This is a genomic window from Halobellus rarus (assembly GCF_024494595.1).
GTDB lineage: Archaea > Halobacteriota > Halobacteria > Halobacteriales > Haloferacaceae > Haloquadratum > Haloquadratum rarum.
Window position 1 is genome coordinate 23,130 of record NZ_JANHDI010000011.1, and the last position, 17,360, is coordinate 40,489.

At 61.1% G+C, this 17,360-nt stretch carries 15 protein-coding genes; 4 read left to right on the plus strand and 11 right to left on the minus strand.

The genetic code is table 11. The features are described from left to right. The first annotated feature begins 147 nt into the window (after positions 1 to 147). From NO876_RS13265 to NO876_RS13275, 3 genes are all read left to right on the plus strand, one after another. Positions 148 to 2,187, plus strand: a complete 2,040-nt coding sequence (locus NO876_RS13265; protein ID WP_256422146.1) for an ATP-binding protein — start codon at positions 148 to 150, stop codon at positions 2,185 to 2,187. Positions 2,188 to 2,641: 454 nt separating this feature from the next. Beyond that, a complete protein-coding gene (locus NO876_RS13270; protein WP_256422147.1) occupies positions 2,642 to 2,803 on the plus strand; it encodes a hypothetical protein in 162 nt (53 codons plus the stop codon). Next, positions 2,800 to 3,582: a winged helix-turn-helix domain-containing protein gene (locus NO876_RS13275; protein ID WP_256422148.1), complete on the plus strand. Its 783-nt coding sequence runs from the start codon at positions 2,800 to 2,802 to the stop codon at positions 3,580 to 3,582. Before NO876_RS13270 ends, NO876_RS13275 begins: the two co-directional genes overlap by 4 nt. A gap of 52 nt (positions 3,583 to 3,634) precedes the next feature. On the opposite strand, the gene NO876_RS13280 is transcribed toward NO876_RS13275, so the two are convergent. From NO876_RS13280 to NO876_RS13305, 6 genes are all read right to left on the minus strand, one after another. Further along, positions 3,635 to 4,135: a PIN domain-containing protein gene (locus NO876_RS13280; RefSeq protein ID WP_256422149.1), complete on the minus strand. Its 501-nt coding sequence runs from the start codon at positions 4,133 to 4,135 to the stop codon at positions 3,635 to 3,637. Further along, positions 4,132 to 4,725, minus strand: a complete 594-nt coding sequence (locus NO876_RS13285) for a DUF7437 domain-containing protein (protein ID WP_256422150.1) — start codon at positions 4,723 to 4,725, stop codon at positions 4,132 to 4,134. Before NO876_RS13285 ends, NO876_RS13280 begins: the two co-directional genes overlap by 4 nt. A 49-nt stretch (positions 4,726 to 4,774) precedes the next feature. Continuing rightward, complete coding sequence (locus tag NO876_RS13290; protein WP_256422151.1) at positions 4,775 to 5,110, minus strand: DUF7558 family protein; 336 nt, start codon at positions 5,108 to 5,110, stop codon at positions 4,775 to 4,777. Beyond that, positions 5,110 to 5,400: a DUF8069 family protein gene (locus NO876_RS13295; RefSeq protein ID WP_256422152.1), complete on the minus strand. Its 291-nt coding sequence runs from the start codon at positions 5,398 to 5,400 to the stop codon at positions 5,110 to 5,112. The genes NO876_RS13290 and NO876_RS13295 overlap by 1 nt, the downstream gene beginning before the upstream one ends. A 218-nt stretch (positions 5,401 to 5,618) precedes the next feature. Next, the gene (locus tag NO876_RS13300; protein ID WP_256422153.1) at positions 5,619 to 6,059 is read right to left on the minus strand and encodes a DUF8030 family protein; all 441 of its coding nucleotides are present in this window, start codon (positions 6,057 to 6,059) and stop codon (positions 5,619 to 5,621) included. 690 nt (positions 6,060 to 6,749) lie between these two features. Further along, the gene (locus tag NO876_RS13305) at positions 6,750 to 7,256 is read right to left on the minus strand and encodes a hypothetical protein (protein ID WP_256422154.1); all 507 of its coding nucleotides are present in this window, start codon (positions 7,254 to 7,256) and stop codon (positions 6,750 to 6,752) included. A 76-nt stretch (positions 7,257 to 7,332) separates the two neighbouring features. Between NO876_RS13305 and NO876_RS13310 the strand changes: the two genes are divergently transcribed. Further along, positions 7,333 to 7,749 carry a hypothetical protein gene (locus tag NO876_RS13310; RefSeq protein WP_256422155.1) on the plus strand — a complete coding sequence of 139 codons (417 nt, stop codon included), beginning with the start codon at positions 7,333 to 7,335 and terminating at the stop codon, positions 7,747 to 7,749. 52 nt (positions 7,750 to 7,801) lie between these two features. On the opposite strand, the gene NO876_RS13315 is transcribed toward NO876_RS13310, so the two are convergent. The 5 genes from NO876_RS13315 to NO876_RS13335 are packed head-to-tail and all read right to left on the minus strand — an operon-like array spanning position 7,802 to position 17,359. Next, complete coding sequence (locus NO876_RS13315; protein WP_256422156.1) at positions 7,802 to 9,325, minus strand: primase-associated protein; 1,524 nt, start codon at positions 9,323 to 9,325, stop codon at positions 7,802 to 7,804. After that, positions 9,322 to 10,206 (minus strand): bifunctional DNA primase/polymerase, encoded by an 885-nt coding sequence (locus NO876_RS13320; protein WP_256422157.1) that lies wholly within the window; start codon positions 10,204 to 10,206, stop codon positions 9,322 to 9,324. The genes NO876_RS13315 and NO876_RS13320 overlap by 4 nt, the downstream gene beginning before the upstream one ends. Continuing rightward, positions 10,203 to 14,027 carry an ATP-binding protein gene (locus NO876_RS13325; RefSeq protein WP_256422158.1) on the minus strand — a complete coding sequence of 1,275 codons (3,825 nt, stop codon included), beginning with the start codon at positions 14,025 to 14,027 and terminating at the stop codon, positions 10,203 to 10,205. The genes NO876_RS13320 and NO876_RS13325 overlap by 4 nt, the downstream gene beginning before the upstream one ends. Continuing rightward, a complete protein-coding gene (locus NO876_RS13330) occupies positions 14,020 to 16,254 on the minus strand; it encodes a VirB4 family type IV secretion system protein (RefSeq protein WP_256422159.1) in 2,235 nt (744 codons plus the stop codon). The genes NO876_RS13325 and NO876_RS13330 overlap by 8 nt, the downstream gene beginning before the upstream one ends. Continuing rightward, on the minus strand, positions 16,238 to 17,359 hold the full coding sequence (locus NO876_RS13335; protein WP_256422160.1) for a TraC-like domain-containing protein: 1,122 nt from the start codon (positions 17,357 to 17,359) through the stop codon (positions 16,238 to 16,240). The genes NO876_RS13330 and NO876_RS13335 overlap by 17 nt, the downstream gene beginning before the upstream one ends. Position 17,360: the final 1 nt, after the last annotated feature.

Sequence of the window (17,360 nt, forward strand, 5' to 3'; positions counted from 1 at the left end):
GCAGGCACGACCGACCGCGCCTGCACCCTTTGCAGGCGCACAAAAATCGCCATCCGCAGATGTTCTCTGTAATGGCTGTCCATACAACTTGAAGCCAGAATATGGAGAGAAAAACCTATAATCTAGCCCTGTTTGTAGCACGATTGAATGGTTCAGGTTCGGGACGAACAGCTCCAGCGTGCCGTCAGCAAGATTGTCGATGACGGGCGAGACATCCACATCTCCGGTGAACCCGGCATTGGCAAAACCGAATTCCTGGAACACGTTCAGACCAGCCTCCCAGCAGAGTACACCATCGAAGAGACCACCGTTCGCATCCATCACGATATCCCAGATATAGAGCGTGACCTCCTGCATATCGCGCGTCGCGCTGCTGTAGAACGAGATTCGAAACCCAATCAGGTGACCAGCGCCTCTGGAAGCGCCTTCGGATTCTCTGGCGGGGCCACGGTCGACGACCGTGTTCGTGATCTCTACAAATTGGAGGACTTGACCACAAACTGGTCGAGCGATCCCCTGGTGCTCTGCATCGATGACGTCCATAAGATTGCGGACGATGAGCAGACGGTTCGTGGGGTTGTTAGTGAGATTGCTGATGTGTTTGGTGATGAGATCCACCTCATTACGGTCGGCCAGATTTCCGCCATCAAAGGCGTCGAGGAACTCCACTTGAACCTGTACACGCTCAAAGAAACCAGGAAGTTTCTAGAGGCGGAGTACGGCGACATACCGGAGGGGACCATCAAGGAGGTGCATTCAAAGGTGGAAGGCCACCCGCTCTACCTGAGCTTGTTGACGGAGTCCACTGAGGATGCAGCGGATTTCGAGTTGCCTGAGGATGCTGTATTCGATACGATTGAGAAACGCTACATTGAGTCTCTCCCTGCAGAAACAGAACAGTTCCTCCGGCAAGTGGCAGTGTTACCTGAACTGAGCGAACGAACCTGTAGCGGGATCATCGACGACCGTTCTGCAACGGAAATCGATCGGATGCTGAGACGGCTCAACCGCCAAGTGATCGTCCAAGAGGTGAACCGCAGTGATGCCGGCGATAAAATCTATAAAATCCACGAGCGGTTTCGCAGGTTCCTGATACAGAAGCACCCGAATCCGACGCGCGATCATCGAACCGCCCTGGAGCACCATTTCGAGGAACTCCTGCAGAAAATCGGCGAGGAGTCGGATGAGACGTGGAAGGAGATTCTCCCACACTCCTTCCATCTCCGGTTCCATCTTACAAGTCTCCACGACGAGGTCACGCCAGAATATTTCCTCAAGGAACTCGACCAGTGTGGAATTACGTACCCGGAACGCGGCATACTGGTGTTCTTTGGCGGTGTGGGCGTGTTTCCAGCACGAGCGATCGAACTCTTTCAGACGGAACATGAGGCGTTCAGCGAGTGGCTACTGGAGAACGCAGAAAACGAACCCACGGCAAATCTCTTGGTGCAAATCACCGACTGGGCGCTGAGTCAGGTTGGGGATGATGACCCAATCGAGCTCTCTGAGGTCCGCGTGGAGGGGAGTATGGATGATCTCCCAATCGAGTCGCAGCCCTTCGATGAACTGGACGTCAGTGAGGCGCAAGCCCGGCACTTGGAGAACTCGTTCAAGAATATTCTGAGCTACTTCTTGATTGAGGAGCCCTATCGGAGTAGTACCCACAGACGGCAAGCACACAAGCAAATTGAGTCCTACGGCATCTCATACGAGCTACTCTCTGAATTCCGGGCGGAAGTGAAACAGACACTTGTGGAGAGCCAGCTCGGGGACGAGTTCGAATCGTTGGTCGAGCAGTATGTTGAGACGGTTGGCCAGGAGCTCGAGGGGAGCTTGACCAGTAGTCTGGATTTCCATAGCCTGCGAGACCAGATGATGGAGCTCGGGCGGCATACGTTCGATGATGTGCACGAGGATCTATTCGTCGACACAGGGGTGCTTGAGGAGATTACGATCAACGGCGGGGATGTTTTGGAGCGAGCTGAGAATCCGGCGTTCGCGATGTTATGGTATCATTTCTATATTGCTTATCTGGGCGAACAACCGTCGGCGGAGGTCCCCGAGGAGATTCGGGAACGGTGTCTTAGGATGGTGAAGGCGCGGAAAGCGTATGAGGCGGCTCTTGATAAGCCGATGTTCACAGCTGAGGATACTGAGGATTTACTGGCGCTTGATACTGAAGATTAGGCTAACATGTCTCTGTTGGAATATCAGAAAGGAATCAAATATTGCGCTCTCAATTCCTAAGTGCGAATATCTACTTCTCAGGAGATTCGTCCAATACTACGGTGAATAATAACCATCAGTCAAGGGTGAGCACCCACTGGAGCGCAACCCCCTGCACTTACTCGCTGGGGTCGAGGGCACATTCATTTTAGCCCGGCAGTCCGCCCGCTACTGCGGGCAGACCGCCCGGAATGGTCGGTCGCGAGCAACACGGAGGGCGGCAGCGGCGAGAGGGGCGGGCCGTCACGTACGCACCTGTTCAGCCGGCTACGTCGCTCGGTGAACCATCTACAGTCCTGGCGGACTCAGAAAGGGCGAGGCCGCCTCGGCCGTCCCCCGACCCCGCAAGCACCGCAGGTACGAGGCGCGCAGCGGCGGTCGCGGGCGTCGAGCGGCCGAGGGCGCTATCGCGCTAGTGTGCGGGGGATTCATTTTCCTCCTGTTCGGAAGCGCGCTGGGGACGACGGGGCTGATCGATCTCAGCTTCTGGGGGATCGTCTACGTCCTCGTCGGTATCGTTGTCCTCGTAACGGCCGCTGCAGCTGCAGCCGGTGCCGTCATCTCGGAGGTTGTATGACACTACGCTCACTTCTCGTCGACCTCGTCTCGACGAATGACCGGAAGGAGGTTCCAGATGAGCAGATCCTGAACGTCCTCCGTGAGAACGACCGTATCGCGGTGGGAACGCAGGATATCGCCGATGCAGTAGATATGTCTCGACAGGGCGTCGAGAACCGATTAGACGAGCTCGAACTCAAGAATCGAGTCCAGTCACAGAAAATCGGCAGCGTTCTCGTTTGGGATCTGCATCCAGATGAACGGCGAGACGTAGTTCCGCCTGAAATCGACCGCCTTGTTCACGCCTTTGACCTAATCCGAGACCAGTTTGCAATGACCCGCCGACTGGGAATGTACATCCTCCTCACCGGGTTTGCCCTCATCTTCACGAGTTTGAGTACAGCACTCGCAGCAACGCCGGTGGATCCCTTTGCGGATGTACTGCTCGTGTGGGGATACGCCATCGCGGGTGGTGGTGGAGCAGCGTGGTTCGTCGGAGGTGGAACACAGCTTGCTACGATTGTTGCGGAACACGTCGTCTATTGGCGGTTGACTGGAGAATTACTACGTACATGGAAAGAGAACGATGCTGCAGCATCTAGTCAACGCGGTCAGATCGATGTTCGCCTCATCGTTGGCCTTTTTGTACTCGTGCTCATCGGCGGCGCACTCGTTGGTGCTGCAAGTGACCTTCAAGCGGGATTAGCTACATCTTCTGCTTTTTCGTGGTTCGAAGCGACGGTTGTCGCTGGTCTATTTCTGGTCGCTCTTGTAGCGATGGTACTTGGAATCGAATAAGGGGGAATGCTGAGCGACCACAAATCCTCGTAAGATGCGTCTCCTTCCGTCCCTATCCCTCTCCACGACCCGAAACCAGGTCGTCGATGAACCGGAAGCCGTTCACGAACGTCACCGAGTCACCGTACCCCTCACTCGCGAGCACGGTTTCGGCTCCCTCGCCGGCCGCGATGTCGGTCGTGTAGATGTACACCTCGGTCGCCGCCCCCACGCTGAGATGCTGGGCCACCTCGGCGAGGGTTTCGCGCTGGCTGCCCTCGGCGTCGTCGGCGTTCGCGATGTACCGCTGGACGCCATCCATCACCCGCGAGACGACCGACTCGGAGAACTCCAACGGTGACGCAACCGTCGCCCAGCCCTCGTCGATCGCGGCGTCGACGGGCGGCGCCTCGACATCCGGATCGTCGACGGTCAGCTCCTCGTACACCCGTTCGGACAGGACGACGGTGACGTCGTTTCGGCGAGCGAACCGCCGAACAGCCTGATAGCGGCTGTTCGACGGCTGCCCCCTCGCGACGAACAGGCCGGTATCGGCGATGTGGAGCCGGCTCACGCGTCGTCAGCCGCGTCGCCGACGTCCAACTCGTTGAGTCCTGCCCCAGCCTCCTCGATGTCGTAATATTCGTGGACGACGGGACGGAGCGCTTGGAGGATCATCTCCGCAGCCAGCGGCGAGATATCGAGATCCTCGGCCATCAGGCGGTGGGTCACCTCGCCGCGCTCCCGAGCAACCGCGTAGGTGAGCGCTGTTGCGAGGCCGGCGACGCCGTGGCGGTCGATGTAGGTGTCGATGTCGGCGTCCGTCTCGCGGCGGCCGACGGCGTCGATCAGCGCCGGCGTGATCGTATACTCGCGGTCGCCCGCGGCGGTCGTCACGGTTAGGTCGATCTCACGGGCGGCGTACCGGCGTGGCTGCTCATCGTCGGTGACGTCGACGACGCCGGCGTCGACGAGCCGGTTGACGTAGCTGTAGGCCGTTCCCTGTGCGAGCTCGAGGTCCTCCATCACGTCCTGGACGGTCGCTTCCCCCTCCCGAGCGAGGTACGCGTACAGCTGGGCGAGCTGTGGCTCCTCGAGAAGGTCAGCGACCGAGAGAAAGTCCTGGACGATGTCGCCGTCGGCGCGATTTAAAGTGCGTGACACGATTCGTTCTTGATTACAGATTACAGCGAATCAGTAAAGAGTGTTGGGGTCACTCTGCCGGCGTCGCGACGAGATGCTCCTCGAGGTCGCGGGTCCAGTACGTCGCGAGCCCGCCCCGACTACAGCGGGCGCACAGCTGCAACGGGCCTTCCAGATGCCCGAGTTCGACCCGGAATCGCGTGAGCGCTGCGAGCGTGTCGACGACCAGCCCACAGCCGTCACAGGCGACGTGATCGCGCTCGTCGGGATCCGGCTCCGTCTGAATCGCGCAGTCGACACAGATTGGGTGGGTGACCCGCTCGTCCTGCCCCCAGGTATGGGCCTCGCCAGTCTCGGTACCGGGCGGCGCGTCGCAAAACGCACAGCCGACAAGGGTCTGCTGCATCACTCGCCCTCCGCGTCGGCGTCGCGGCCGGCCGTCCAGCCGCGATGGAAGACGGCCAGCTGCGTCGATGAGCCGAACGTGGTGCCGCTCGGCTCGTGAACCAGAACGTGGTCTTCAGGAACCGGAGTGACGATGTCCGCGTCGACGAGGTCGTTGATCAGGTTCTGGGCCGTCCTGTCGTCGACGTCCGCCGTGTCGCCGCCGGCGGCGTCGCGGTCTTGGGCGAGCAGTTCTTTCTCGAACTGTTCGTAGTCGCGACTCGTGTCGTCGTGAGGATCGGGACCAGGCATGGTGAGTCACGCAGCGCACGCTGTTGCGCGCTGCACGCCTTCCGGCGCCGACAAACAACTCATAGCGTACAGATTCGGTACCTCCTCGGATCGCCCGGCCGCCAGGATACACTAACTCGAGGAGTCGGGCGGAGGGTGGGGGCAAGGGAGTGGATCCACCCCCAGCTTTAACCAACACCGTGTCGGTATCGACCGAGAATGTTGGTTAAGTCTAGCTGCTACGGCGTTCGGAGCTCTCGAACTGGCTTCACGACGAAGATGTCTGGGCCGCTGGCTGCTCCTTCACCTGACCGCTCCGCCGCCGTCGACGCCGACCGCGAGAGCTGGGTGATGAGCTCGTCGCGAACGGCTCGTCGAGGGATGGTGGTCTCGTGCCAGCCCAGCCGGTCGTCGAAGTGCCGTTTCTGGAACTGCTCGCCGACGTCGCCGGCGGCGACGTACTGTGTCCGCGTCGACCGCCCGACCTGCCGTGAGACGAAGACGGCGCCCACGGCCTCGTGTGTGAGCTCGACGAGAGCACACTCCACGAGCGCGACGACCGATGCGTGATCCCGGTCGGTCGGAACCGTCATCTCGAGATTCGCCCACGGCGCCTCACCGTCGGGAGTGGTTACTGCGTGATGCGCTGCTCGTGTCTTGCTGCGTCGTTCCGAAGCCATCGTCTATCGGGGGCGCGTGTTGCGCCCCGCCACCCCTCGCGGGGGCAACAGACACCACCGAAACGCACCCGCCCAACCTATACTCTAAATCTGATACTTCCGTGGATCCGCTACCCCTGTGACGGCCCCTCGGCCTGAGAGAGCCGGCGGCCTTCGCACACTGCATATCGCCTCTTTCTTTGGACGAAAACCGCGATATGCAAGGCGATATAACGCCCTCAAATCGCAGAAGAACCCCGTCGGGCCGATTTGAGCGCATAGAAAGTACCTCGACGAGTTCCGTGATAATACTGTAGTTTCAGAAATTGCTCGACGGCGGGGTAACGAAGGTGATATCGGCCGTATCTGGATTCCTTAGGGTCGCTGCTTCATCTATTCTGAGTCCCTCGAGGTCCTCCGTCCCGGCACTTGGAGCCGTGAAACACCCCGATTCCCTCGATCCTGGTCGTATTAGCCGTTGAAAATTGCTCGACGGGGATTTCATGCGACCTGTTTCTACTTTTGAGCGGAATTGTTGTAATTCTCTAGTTTTGATATGTTGTGGGTGCCATGCTGAACACACCGAAACTACAACCTTCCCAACACCTGTTTCACTGAGATTAATTGCGGTCAAGTAGAATCTCAAGGGGCCAGGATTTTAACGCCACAACGGTGGCTAGGCGCTGCTGGAGAACCAGACTTCAAATCGGCTCAGGGACCAATCTGGTCTTCGGGCGGCAGTTCGACGTCGACTTCCCCAGTATCGATGTCGTCCCTCAGTTGTCGCCAGGTTTCCTCGGACATCTTCACTGCGACTTCGTCGTCTACCTCGCCTAATTTCTCGATGTTGTACTCGGTAGAACTGTCGATGAACGTGAAGTCGTTATCGGAGAAAAGCTTGATCCGGGAGTTGCCCTGCATCGTGAGGCCCATCGTCAGGCCAGGGATGTCTTTCGCCCATTTAATGAACTGGATGACTCCGTTGGGGTTTGAGATAACCAGGATGGCGATGCTGGTCCACCAGATATCTGACTGCCTGGTGTAGCCGCGGATCTCTTTGTTGATGACGTCGCCTTCCTCGTCGACTTGCTTAGTGTATTCGGGTTTTATGCCGTCTCCAGCTTCTTCGAGGAACTGCCTCACCTGCTCTCGTGCTTCCTCCTTTGTGCCATCGTATTCTTTGTTGATCGTTACGGCTTCAAGCCGAATCTCTTCCATAAGTAAGAGATTGGTTGTTGCTGACAAAGTGTTTGGTCCGGTATTTCTTTCCAGCTGGCTGGGTTACAGCTCTGAAATGACTGAGGTAGAGCTCCCGCCGGAACGGGTGGAGGATAAGTTTAAGAAGTGGGAGGAGACCTACGCTGTCGAAAATCTGGAGGAGCTGCCGGAGAACAAGCTTCAGTCGCAGAAGCACCTATTTGAGGCCGAGGTCAAGGAGTTCAAGGCTGAATACAATCCTGGACGATTGGTGACGCCGGAAATGGCGCAAATAGCTGGGAAGGAACCATTGACCCAGAATCAGTTCCGAAGGGTTCGCCGCATGATTGATGACGAGGCCGACAAAGTCAGAATGAATTTTGAGCGGGCTATCGGCCGTCGAAGAGAGAAGGAGACAGAGCGCCGGAATAGTTTCTTCGTCGACTTGGCTGGCCGGGTATCCGACTCTTTGACGAACGTGTCTGTGTCTTTCGAACTCCCGAAACTGAGGTGATTAATATCAAGACCTCTCTGCCCTGTTCTCGAAAACAAAAGGAACTCGTAGTTCAGAATTGCTCAGTAGGCCCAGCTGATTCCTCCTCGACCTGCTCGTACATCTCATCCGGGAACGGGAGGCTGCCCCAGATCGAGTAGGGACACTGGTCCTGACCGATGCAGTAGCGCTGCAGATCGTCGTTATCGCAGTTCATCGGCAACGGCGTGTCGCCGTCGATCGTGTTCGAGAATTCGTAGCGAACTTGGTACTCGGTCTCTTGCTCGTCGTACCACGGCCACCGGGAGAAAACGTCCTTGAGGTCCGCAACGATCTCGTCGAGGCTGCTGTCTTGGTACTGCGGGAGCCACATCACCATCCGCGCGAAGTTGTAGAGATCCTTCCGAACCGGCTTCTTCTCGTGGAGTCGCTCCTCCATATTCGCCATACAGGGAAGTTCGAAGAGATCCTTAATTTCCCGCACCTCGATCTGTTCGGCCCCGGTTCCGGCCCGCCCGATTCGATAGGTGTTGACGCGCCCGTCGCGGTCGATCGTGACCGCCGAATGTGACTCGTGGTCGGCCAACGTTTTGGCGAGACTGCTCGGACTCGAGATCCAATCCGTCACGGATGATTCCCAGTCGTCCTCGGCGTCGTACGCGGTGACCGCTCGATAGAGCTCTTTCGCCGTGTGGAACTCGCCCGTTTGCGCCACGTCGTCGGGGGAATCACTCAGGGCCCGCCGGAGGACGCGAATCGTCCGTTCCCCACGGTCCCAGTTCCGCCAGATACGCTCGTGATGGCCGGTCTCGAGGAAGCGATCGATTCGCTCCGTGATCGCCGACTCGTTCGTGGTCAGCCACGTCAGCTGGTCGTCGGAGAGCCCGTCTTCTTGCACCCGCAGGAGCTTCTTGAACGCCCGCTCAGCGTAGTCCCGATACTTGCTGTCGAAATCACCGACCGGGACGTACAGGTTGTTGTCCTTCACTTGCGTCAGTATCTCTCCGCCATCGTCACTCCCCGTCGATGACTTGCCCTCCCGAACGAGGCATTTGCGTGACGCCGCCGCCATCGGGATTTCGAGGTACAGGCCATCACCGAACTCCGGCATCTCCGTGATGCCCGTACAGACCCGACCCGGATGTGGGCCATCCTCACCGGGCTCCTTGCTGTACAGCACGTCGGCGATGTCCTGCTGGAGTGACCCATCGCCGTGGGCGCGGATGAGGGAGGCGAGATTGTTGACGTACAGCTCCCGGATATCGTAGAGTACCTGGATGTTCCGGGGCGACGCGTGCTCGAACTTCGGGTGCGCTTTCACACAGATCGCACTCAGCGTCGCGAGCACAGCAAGCGTCCCCGGTTCGTCGACGAACGGCTCCTCGGCAGCATCGGCACGAACCTGCTCTTTGAACGCCGCCGTCCCGAACCGCTCGACGTCGTTCACGAGGTCCTCGGGTTGGTCCTCGCCGTCGACGACGTATCGGTTGTAGCCACGCGTAAACAGCTGGTTGATGCGGGTCTCACCGTACTCCAGCGGGAGTGCCGCAACCCGATACGCTATGTCCTCGTCGTCGGTGGGGGTACTCGGACTCATTCGTCGATCACCTCGGGTGTCGCCGACCGAACGTCGAACGCCGGGCTCTCGATGGGTTGAACGATGCTACAGACGTCGGCGTGAAGTGAATAGGGCAGGCGAGCGACACGCCGCCGGTCGGCCGTCACGACGGGATCGATCGGGATGTCGTACGTCTCGAGAAGGAGGTCGTTCAACACCTCGCGACTCTGCTCGTCGTATCGGTGCGCCGGGTCGGAATCCAGCAGGTAGACGTGGACCCCCTGCCCGCTGTAGACGACCATCGTCTCCTCGGCGTCGAAATCGTCCTCGAAGATGTCCCTCAGCTCGAACCCGTACTCGATGGCGCGGTCGACGTCTTCGAAGGCGTACGGATACCCCTCGGGAGCGGCGTCGAGGATACCCGCAGCGTCGCGGAGCGCATCGTCGTCCCGACTGTCGACGTCCGCCGACACCATCTCGTCCGCTCGGTCTCGGGCGATCTCTTTCGCGTCGATGTCGACGAGGAGGACCCACGGTCGTTCCCAGTGATCCAGCGCGTAGTAGACGGCGTCGGGCCGTGGGTCCGGTTCCTTCAGCACCTCCGGATCAGCAAGCGCGAACTCGCTCCGCCCCAGCGGGTCGTTGCGAGCGGGGTGTCGAATGAAGTCGACGACGTCCTCGAAGTCGTTGAACTCGGATGTCGTTCGGTCCCCCGACGGATCTGTCTGCCACGTATCCCGCCGGATGAAGTCCTTGGCTGGCACCTCGTCTTTGCGAACCGGGTGGGACTCTCGGAAGGCGATGGCGTACTGTTTCGGACCGTTAGCCGTGATGAATTCCGGCAGGTCGTCCAGATAGCGGGGGAACTCCTCGGCGTAGTAGGCGTAAATCTCCTCGCGGGTCGCCTGTCGCCAGGTCATTGGTTGAGTTCTTGGTCGAGATTTTTGAAGCCCCGAACGGTGGTCAGGCCCGCAGCATCGAACTCGTCGACGGCGTCTCTGATGGTCGCGAACGACCGTGCCGCCCGCCCGCTGACCCGCTCGCCAATCCGATCGGCGTCGGCAAGGCTATCCAGGACGTCGAGCGCCGTCTCGCGATTGTTGAAGGCCCAGATTGCGTCGGCGTCCACCGCGCTGAGTTTGTCGTAATCCTCGACCGGGGCGTGCCGGTTGTTACTCGCGAGCTCTGTTTCGCCGGCCCAGACGAGATCGCTGTCCGTGTTGAAGCCGGCCACATCCAGTACCGTGCCGTCGTCGGTTTCGTAGTACGGTTCCACGCGGACGACGTCGTCCCGCTGCTGGAGCCAGAGCTCGAGGAGCCGGACGCCAACCTTGTGTGGCGTTTTCTCGCCGAGGTCGCCCGCTCCTGGCCCCGCCTTCAATTCTCTCCTGAGGAGGTCTCGACCGTCCGGGAGGACGGTGTAGTACTTGCGCCCGGCAGCGGAGTCCGCCTCCAAGAGATCCTGCTCTGTGAGCCGCTCTATATGGAGGTCGTCGTATTCGTCCCGGAGCTGGCTCATCCTGTCCAGTAGCGTGTACTCGTCGTCCTCCCGGTTCATCACGTCGAGGACCCGATTCAGGAACCGGACGTCGTCACGGCTGAGCCCGCGTTGTCGGAGTTCGTCATCGGGGACGGGTACACTGCTTTCCTGGACGGGCGTTGCCCCGTTCTCCGGCTGCGCTGCTTGGTCACCAGCTGGGTCCTCGTCCGTTTCGGTGGCCTGCCCGAACAGGGAGCTCATCTCTGACTCGTCTGCATCTGGGTCGCTGTCCGTCTCGGTCGGCGTGGTCGACGTCGACGCATCTTCGGTCGTCGATTTGCTGACGAACGCGGATTGCGTCGGGTCCGTTCCTGAGTCGCCGTCGGTAGCCGAGCCCGTCGTCTCGGCCCCCGAACTCCCCCAGCCAGTCTCTTCCGGAGCAGTACTCGACTCAGTCGGCTCTGTTAGCCCGTGCTGGGCCTGTGTCCGCTCGACCATCCGTGGCCGGGACACGGACTCGAAATGGTCTTCCTGGGGCTCTGTGAGCGGCTGGTCGCTTTCTGGATGCCCCGGCGCAATCGGGAGCGGCTTCAACGAAAACGGCGGCGGCCCAGTCTCGCCGAACGATGGACTGGGGAGTTGGGCGATCCACTCGCCACTTGGGAGCGTGTTGATTCGGTTGCGGAGTTCGGTCGGGCTGAGGTCCTCGTGGGCCAGCGACTCCGCGAGGTCGCGCTCGATCGAGATATTGCCGATGAGCTTCGTCTTGATGTTGTTCAGCACCTCGTCGTAGGCCCGCTCGTTCCGATTTCGTACCTGTTCAGGGAACTGCATCACGAGCCCCATACTCAGCCCGAACGATCGGCCCTGCGGCAGTAGCTGCTCGGAGACGAGCTTCGTCGACGCAACCGGCGCCGCCTCTTCGATGATGAGGTTCGTGAGCTTCTCGTAGTCGGTCTGGCCATCGCGCCGGCGCACCTGCACGGCGTCCCAAAGGTTGCTCAACAGCAGGAGTGTGATCGCTCGCTGTGCCTCCGGTCGGAGGTCACCGAGGTCGAAGATGATGGTGGCGTCTTCATCGAGGAACTCCCGAAAGTCGAAGCGGTTGTCGACGTACTCGCCGGCGTCATTCTGCTCGGGGACGTGGCTGAAGATCCGCCGAAGATGCGCGTCCTCTTTGAGCTTGTCGAGGCGGTTCCCGACGGCGTCCATCGACACCTGGAACTGGTGGTTGTCCTTCGCGAAGTGACGCGTCAGCGATTCCTCGATGTTCTGGTTGTCCGCCGAGACCGGGGGAATCGTCTGGTCGCGCTGCATCCGGAGCGCGGCGGCGAAGAGGTCGTCCAGCCCGAACACGTCGCTCCCGTACTCCTCGTCGAACAGCGCCTTGATCAGGTAGCTCAGAATCTCGTTCGCGACGAACGCCTGGCCGTACTGCTCGCGGCCCATAATCATCCGGAGGATGTCGTGGAAGTGGTCGACTTTGTCCTGAATCGCGTCCTCACGGTTGCGACCCGCTTCGAGCGCGGGACGGATATCGAAAAACGAGAACGCGGGGATGGTCTCCGGGACGCGGAAGTGGTAGACGTCGTCGAGGCCACCGAACCGCTCGTAGTGGCAGCGCAGGTAGTTCTCACACATCCCGTCACCCTTCGGGTCGACAAGGACGACGGGGCCACCAGTCGTCTCGCGGAGCGAGAGGGCGTCGTTGATGATGGCCTTCGACTTCCCGCCACCCGTCGACGCGAACCGCCCGTAATGCGTTGGTAACAGGTCCGGCGGGATCCTAATGGGGTCTGGTCGTGGCTCACCGTTTTCGTCGAGCGCGTAGCCGATGGCCATCCCGTCCTGGAACTGCTGGATCAGATCTGGGTTGGGCCACGGGAGCGGGTTCCGACTCTTTTGTTCGGCTCTGGTTCCCCGCGTCCCTTCGACGGTCAACTGTTCGGAGGAAGGGACGAGGACGAAGTTCGCGAGCTCTGTTCCACAGAGAGTCAGTTCGGGGCGGGTCTTCCCCCGACCCGTCGTCAACTCGCGATTGAGGAGGCGCTGGAGAGCGGCCCGTGCCTTCTTTTCCTTGGTTTTCTCACGGAAGCCGCTGTCCCGGAGGCGTTGCCCCTCGACCTCATAGAACGGCCCATCAAGGGGGTCGAACACGGGGAGGAGCGAGTCCATCCGGCCATCGAGGTCCTCGCGGGTGTCGTCGGTGGGGACGCCGACGGCGCGGATGTTGACCGTGAACGACCGTTTGGCGTTCTTCGCGTCGATGTACTCGATCCGCTTCTCGACGGCCTCGCTGAGCTGCCGGTCGTCCTGGTCGCTCCGCTGGTCCTCGACCTCGAGCAACGACCCGACGACCTCCTGGAAGAACGTGTCCCGACCGTCGACGAGGTCCTCCTTCCGCACCTCCGCATCGGACTGCCAGCTGGCGCGCCGTTGGAAGACGACCTGGAACGCGGTCGGGGCTGTCGCCTCCATCAGATGGTCGATCAGCGACGCCAGCGCCGCACCCGGTTCGTCGACGGATGAGAGATCGCCGCTCGTTTCCTCTGTCGTGAACGGCGTCAGCGAGGTCATCCAGTCCTGCTTCCGCGACGCGGAGCCACACCACCGAACCCCGAGCGGCGAGACAGCGTCTTGGGCCGGGCGGGCCAGAATCGTTCCCGCCGGTGTCATCGTCGGCTTCTCGATGGCCCGTCGCTCTTCCTCGTCGTCTGGAAGTGCATCGGGCGGCGCTAGTTCGAGGGCTGAGTCCCCGACAGTAACGTGATGATCGGGGACGCTCGTGGCTGCTGTACCGCCGTCGACAACGGGGTCGGCTTCGGCTGGCTCGGAGTCCGCTGATTCCTCGTCGACGATGTCGTACTGTTCTGCCGGGCCAAACTCGTACTGCAACCGCCCGGCCTCGTAGTGGTCGACGAATTCCTGGGGTGTGAGATCGATTGGCTGAATGAGCCGAGCGGCGACGTCGACGTCGACGCGCTCGATGTCGAACGTGGCCGGATAGATGGAGCGGAGGCGCTTCTCGAGCGTATCGAGATGGGCATCGGCCCCGTAGAAGAACTCTACTGGGTCATCCGGGCCGTCACTGATCGCGAGGAACTCGAATCGGGGTGGTGTCTCACTGTGGAGTGGGTTCAGCTTCGCCCCGAGGCCCGACGAGCCGGGCGTGGTCAGCTTGTGGAGGCTGTCGAGGACTCGGGGGATGCTCTCCGGGTCAAGCCGCTCGGATGTCGGCGTGACGCGCAGGTACTCAGCCATCGTTGGTGTCCTCCGTAGTCCCGCCATCTAGCTCAGCTTCGACGGCGTCTGATTCCTCGTTCAGTTCGCTCGTTTCGTTCGTTCCGTTCGTTGCTCGGTGTTCGAGCTCTTCCTGGAACTCCTCCATCTCGGTATCGACGGCTTCGTCGCCGGCGCCGGGCAGTGAGGATCGGACCTGTGAGGTCGGGTCGAAGTCGATGACCTGCTTCTCCTTGGGCATCGCTTTGACCTGGATGCCGCGCCACTCGCCGTCGACGCCCACGAGTGCCTCGGAGAAGCCGGCGTCCTCGTTGCCGGGCACGGCGTCCTGGACGAACCGCATCTGCGCGTAGTTCAGCCCGAACTCGTCGGCCCATTCCTCGTCCATCCCGTCGAGGCGGTGGAACTGCTTGACCGCGCACTGATCCAGGATGGCCTCGCTTTCGGCGTGTTCGAAGAACTCGTCGACGGTCTGCGTGACCAGCCGGATCGAGAGGTCGTGGTGACGGTGGTGGCGGAACACCGTCTCGAGGAACGCCAGGCTCGCGGCGTCCTGCATGATGTAGCGCGCCTCGTCGATGTAGAACACGACCTCCTTCTCCGAGACTTTCGCCCGCTCGTACACCAGCGAGATGAGTAGCTGCATCGTCAGCGCCGTGCTGCTGTCGACGCTGCCCTCCTGCTGGGCGAGGTCGAGGTAGATGACCTTCTCGTCCCGGATGTCGAAGTCCGATTCTTGGCCGAGGTTGGCGTGCCGACCGTCGTTCTCGAAGGGACGGAGCTGGTCGAGGAGCCACGTCGCGTCCTCCTTGATCTTCCCCGCCTCCTCGTCGGACCGGACGACGAACTCCTCGGGCTCGTCGACCATGTCCTCGAAGACGTCCATCATATCCTGAATCGTCGGACTCGGGTTGCCGTGCGTGGAGATGTCGTCGGTGATGCCGTTTCGCTTGTACGCCCGTTTGAGCCCGAGTTCCAGCGTCGTCCGGCGGTCGCCCAGCGAGATGCCGCGGAGGGCGAAGAAGTTGGTGAGGAAGCTCATCGCGTCGTCGAGCTTCTCGTTGAACGGACTCGCGTCCTCGCCCATCGCCCGCTGGACGTGCTCGGGTGTCTCCCGGATTTCCAAGGGGTTCAGCCCGAGCGTCCCGCCGACCGTGATCCGCTTGGCGTCGAGCGCTTCCGCGACGCCGGCCCAGTTATTCAACGGCTCGAGGATGATGCCGATACGGTCCTTGCTCTGCTCGATGGAGCGGATGAAGTTCTGCTTCGAACTGAACGACTTCCCCGAGCCGGTGTCGCCGACGGTGAACATCGCGTACCCATTGTCCCGGGCGAACGGGTCGATGACGACCGGGCTCTGGTTGTCCTTGTGAATCCCGAACTCGACGCCACCTTCCTCGAGGATCGTCGCGTTGTGCGGTGAGGACAGCAAGGCGCCGACGGCGCCGCCGAGCGCAATCGACGTCCGGCCGAACTCATTGTCACCGATGGGCGCGGCGGACTGGAGAGTGAGATCCTGGCGGCAGATCGCCGTCTTCGGCGTGAGGTTCGCCGGGTCGTCACGGAGCGCGCTCTTGACCTTCTGGACGGCGTCGCGGAGTTCCTCCTTCTCGTCGGCCCGGACCGTGATGAACATCCCCTGGTCGAAGACGTTCGCGCCGTTCTCGACGGCCTTGTACGTCGCTGCGGCCTCGTTGGCGCGTTCCTGCAGGTAGGCACTCCGGACGCTCTGTTCGAGGTCAGCGTCGACCTGGAGGTCGTCAGCGATGTCCTGTAGTTCGTTCCGCGCCCGCTCCTGGTTCTTCGGCGTGATGTGGGCCGTCAGGTCGAACTGCACGTCGGTCATCTCGAAGAGTTCGGAGAGGTAGCCGTCGTTGGGGTAGTCCGGGTAATCAGCGATGTACAGCGTCGTCGTCCACTGTTCGCCAACCCGTGCCGCGCGCGTCTCCCACTCGATCGCCGCCGGCGCCGTCACCGTCTTGTGTGACTCGGCGATATCGTCGAGAAGCTGGCGTTCGGCCGCGCCCTGTTCGATGGTCTCCTCGTCGAGGAGGTCCGAGAACTCGACCTCTTCCTCATCGTCTTCGGTGTACCAGTCCCAGAGGAGTTTCCCGCCGATGCCGACCAGTACCGCGAGCAGGATGTAGAGGGCCGCCCCTTCAGCTGAGGTTGGGTTCGTGAGCCACTCTGTGAGCTGGCCGACGGCTCCGCTGCCCGTCTGGAGGGCGAGGTTACGCATCGTGGTCATCCTCCCGGCGCGAATGGCCGATGATGGGTTGGTCGCGAACGACACTCTCTGCGTCGTCGTACTCGTGTTCGCGGCCGTTCCAGAAGTCCATATTCAACACGAAGAGTTCGACCGTGCTGAGCCGCCGAGCGGACCACCCGGAGGCCTGCTGGATGAACTCCGACCGCACGTCGTTGACCCGGCTATCCAGCTTCTCGAACATCTGTGCGCGGCGCTCGACGTCGGTGAGGTCCTCGCGGCGGGTCACAAACGGGTTGAACAGGAACCCGATGACGGGGAACTGCGTCAGCTTCTCGGCTGGTGTCCCCTCATCCCGGAAGCGGTCGTAGACTTCCAGCGGCGTGACCTCGACGCCGATGTAGTACCGTACCTGCTGGATGCCCCGTTCGCGCATCTCCTTCGGCCGCGTCTCCCGATACTCCTCGAGAAGCTCCCGGAAGATCGGATTTTCTTTGACGTCCTCGTCGTTCAGGCGGTCTTCGATGTTCTCGGTGATCTGTTCGACCGGGAACGAGCGGGTCGTCGCGTGGAGTTTGAGCTTTGAGTCCAGTTCCTTATTGGCGAACTCCTCGCCGGCGTCCTGGAGCTGTGCCCAGTCGTCGGACATTGCGAAGTCCATGTTGCCGGGGTCGACCTCGATGAACGCCTCCATCGTGCCGTCGGCGCGCTGGATCGCGCCGGCCCCCGGCCACGCCCGTTCGATGTTCGTGAGGTCCTGCGTCCGCTCATCGGGCTTGAACGGCGTGTAGTTCGCGAGCCCGCCCTCGTTGCGCTCTGTCTCGTTGGTACTACTGTCGGCCTCTTCCGGGGCGCTGAACGTAATCTGGGGGCGCTTGACGTAGCGGTAGACATCCTTCGCCCACGTCCACGCATTCAGGTGGTCGGGCGAGACGTAGACGATCGCGACGCCGAACCCGAAGCCACCCGCGACGAACGGCAGGGCGAGTGATTCGATGCCGGTGAGGCCGGCGATGAACAGGCCGACGATCGGGAAGGCGATCAGGACGCCGACGTCGCCTTCCTCGATGTTGAGGTAGGGAATGCGACTCTCCTCACCGAACTGGTCCATGATGCGCCGTGCGGCTGCGTCTTGGTCGATGGACATG

Excerpts from the sequence above, each read along its gene's own strand:
- NO876_RS13290 (WP_256422151.1), bottom strand. The coding sequence starts at position 5,110 with ATGCAGCAGACCCTTGTCGGCTGTGCGTTTTGCGACGCGCCGCCCGGT.
- NO876_RS13305 (WP_256422154.1), bottom strand. The coding sequence starts at position 7,256 with ATGGAAGAGATTCGGCTTGAAGCCGTAACGATCAACAAAGAATACGAT.
- NO876_RS13330 (WP_256422159.1), bottom strand. The coding sequence starts at position 16,254 with ATGACCACGATGCGTAACCTCGCCCTCCAGACGGGCAGCGGAGCCGTC.
- NO876_RS13300 (WP_256422153.1), bottom strand. The coding sequence starts at position 6,059 with ATGGCTTCGGAACGACGCAGCAAGACACGAGCAGCGCATCACGCAGTA.
- NO876_RS13320 (WP_256422157.1), bottom strand. The coding sequence starts at position 10,206 with ATGACCTGGCGACAGGCGACCCGCGAGGAGATTTACGCCTACTACGCC.
- NO876_RS13275 (WP_256422148.1), top strand. The coding sequence starts at position 2,800 with ATGACACTACGCTCACTTCTCGTCGACCTCGTCTCGACGAATGACCGG.
- NO876_RS13325 (WP_256422158.1), bottom strand. The coding sequence starts at position 14,027 with ATGGCTGAGTACCTGCGCGTCACGCCGACATCCGAGCGGCTTGACCCG.
- NO876_RS13295 (WP_256422152.1), bottom strand. The coding sequence starts at position 5,400 with ATGCCTGGTCCCGATCCTCACGACGACACGAGTCGCGACTACGAACAG.
- NO876_RS13315 (WP_256422156.1), bottom strand. The coding sequence starts at position 9,325 with ATGAGTCCGAGTACCCCCACCGACGACGAGGACATAGCGTATCGGGTT.
- NO876_RS13310 (WP_256422155.1), top strand. The coding sequence starts at position 7,333 with ATGACTGAGGTAGAGCTCCCGCCGGAACGGGTGGAGGATAAGTTTAAG.
- NO876_RS13335 (WP_256422160.1), bottom strand. The coding sequence starts at position 17,359 with ATGTCCATCGACCAAGACGCAGCCGCACGGCGCATCATGGACCAGTTC.
- NO876_RS13265 (WP_256422146.1), top strand. The coding sequence starts at position 148 with ATGGTTCAGGTTCGGGACGAACAGCTCCAGCGTGCCGTCAGCAAGATT.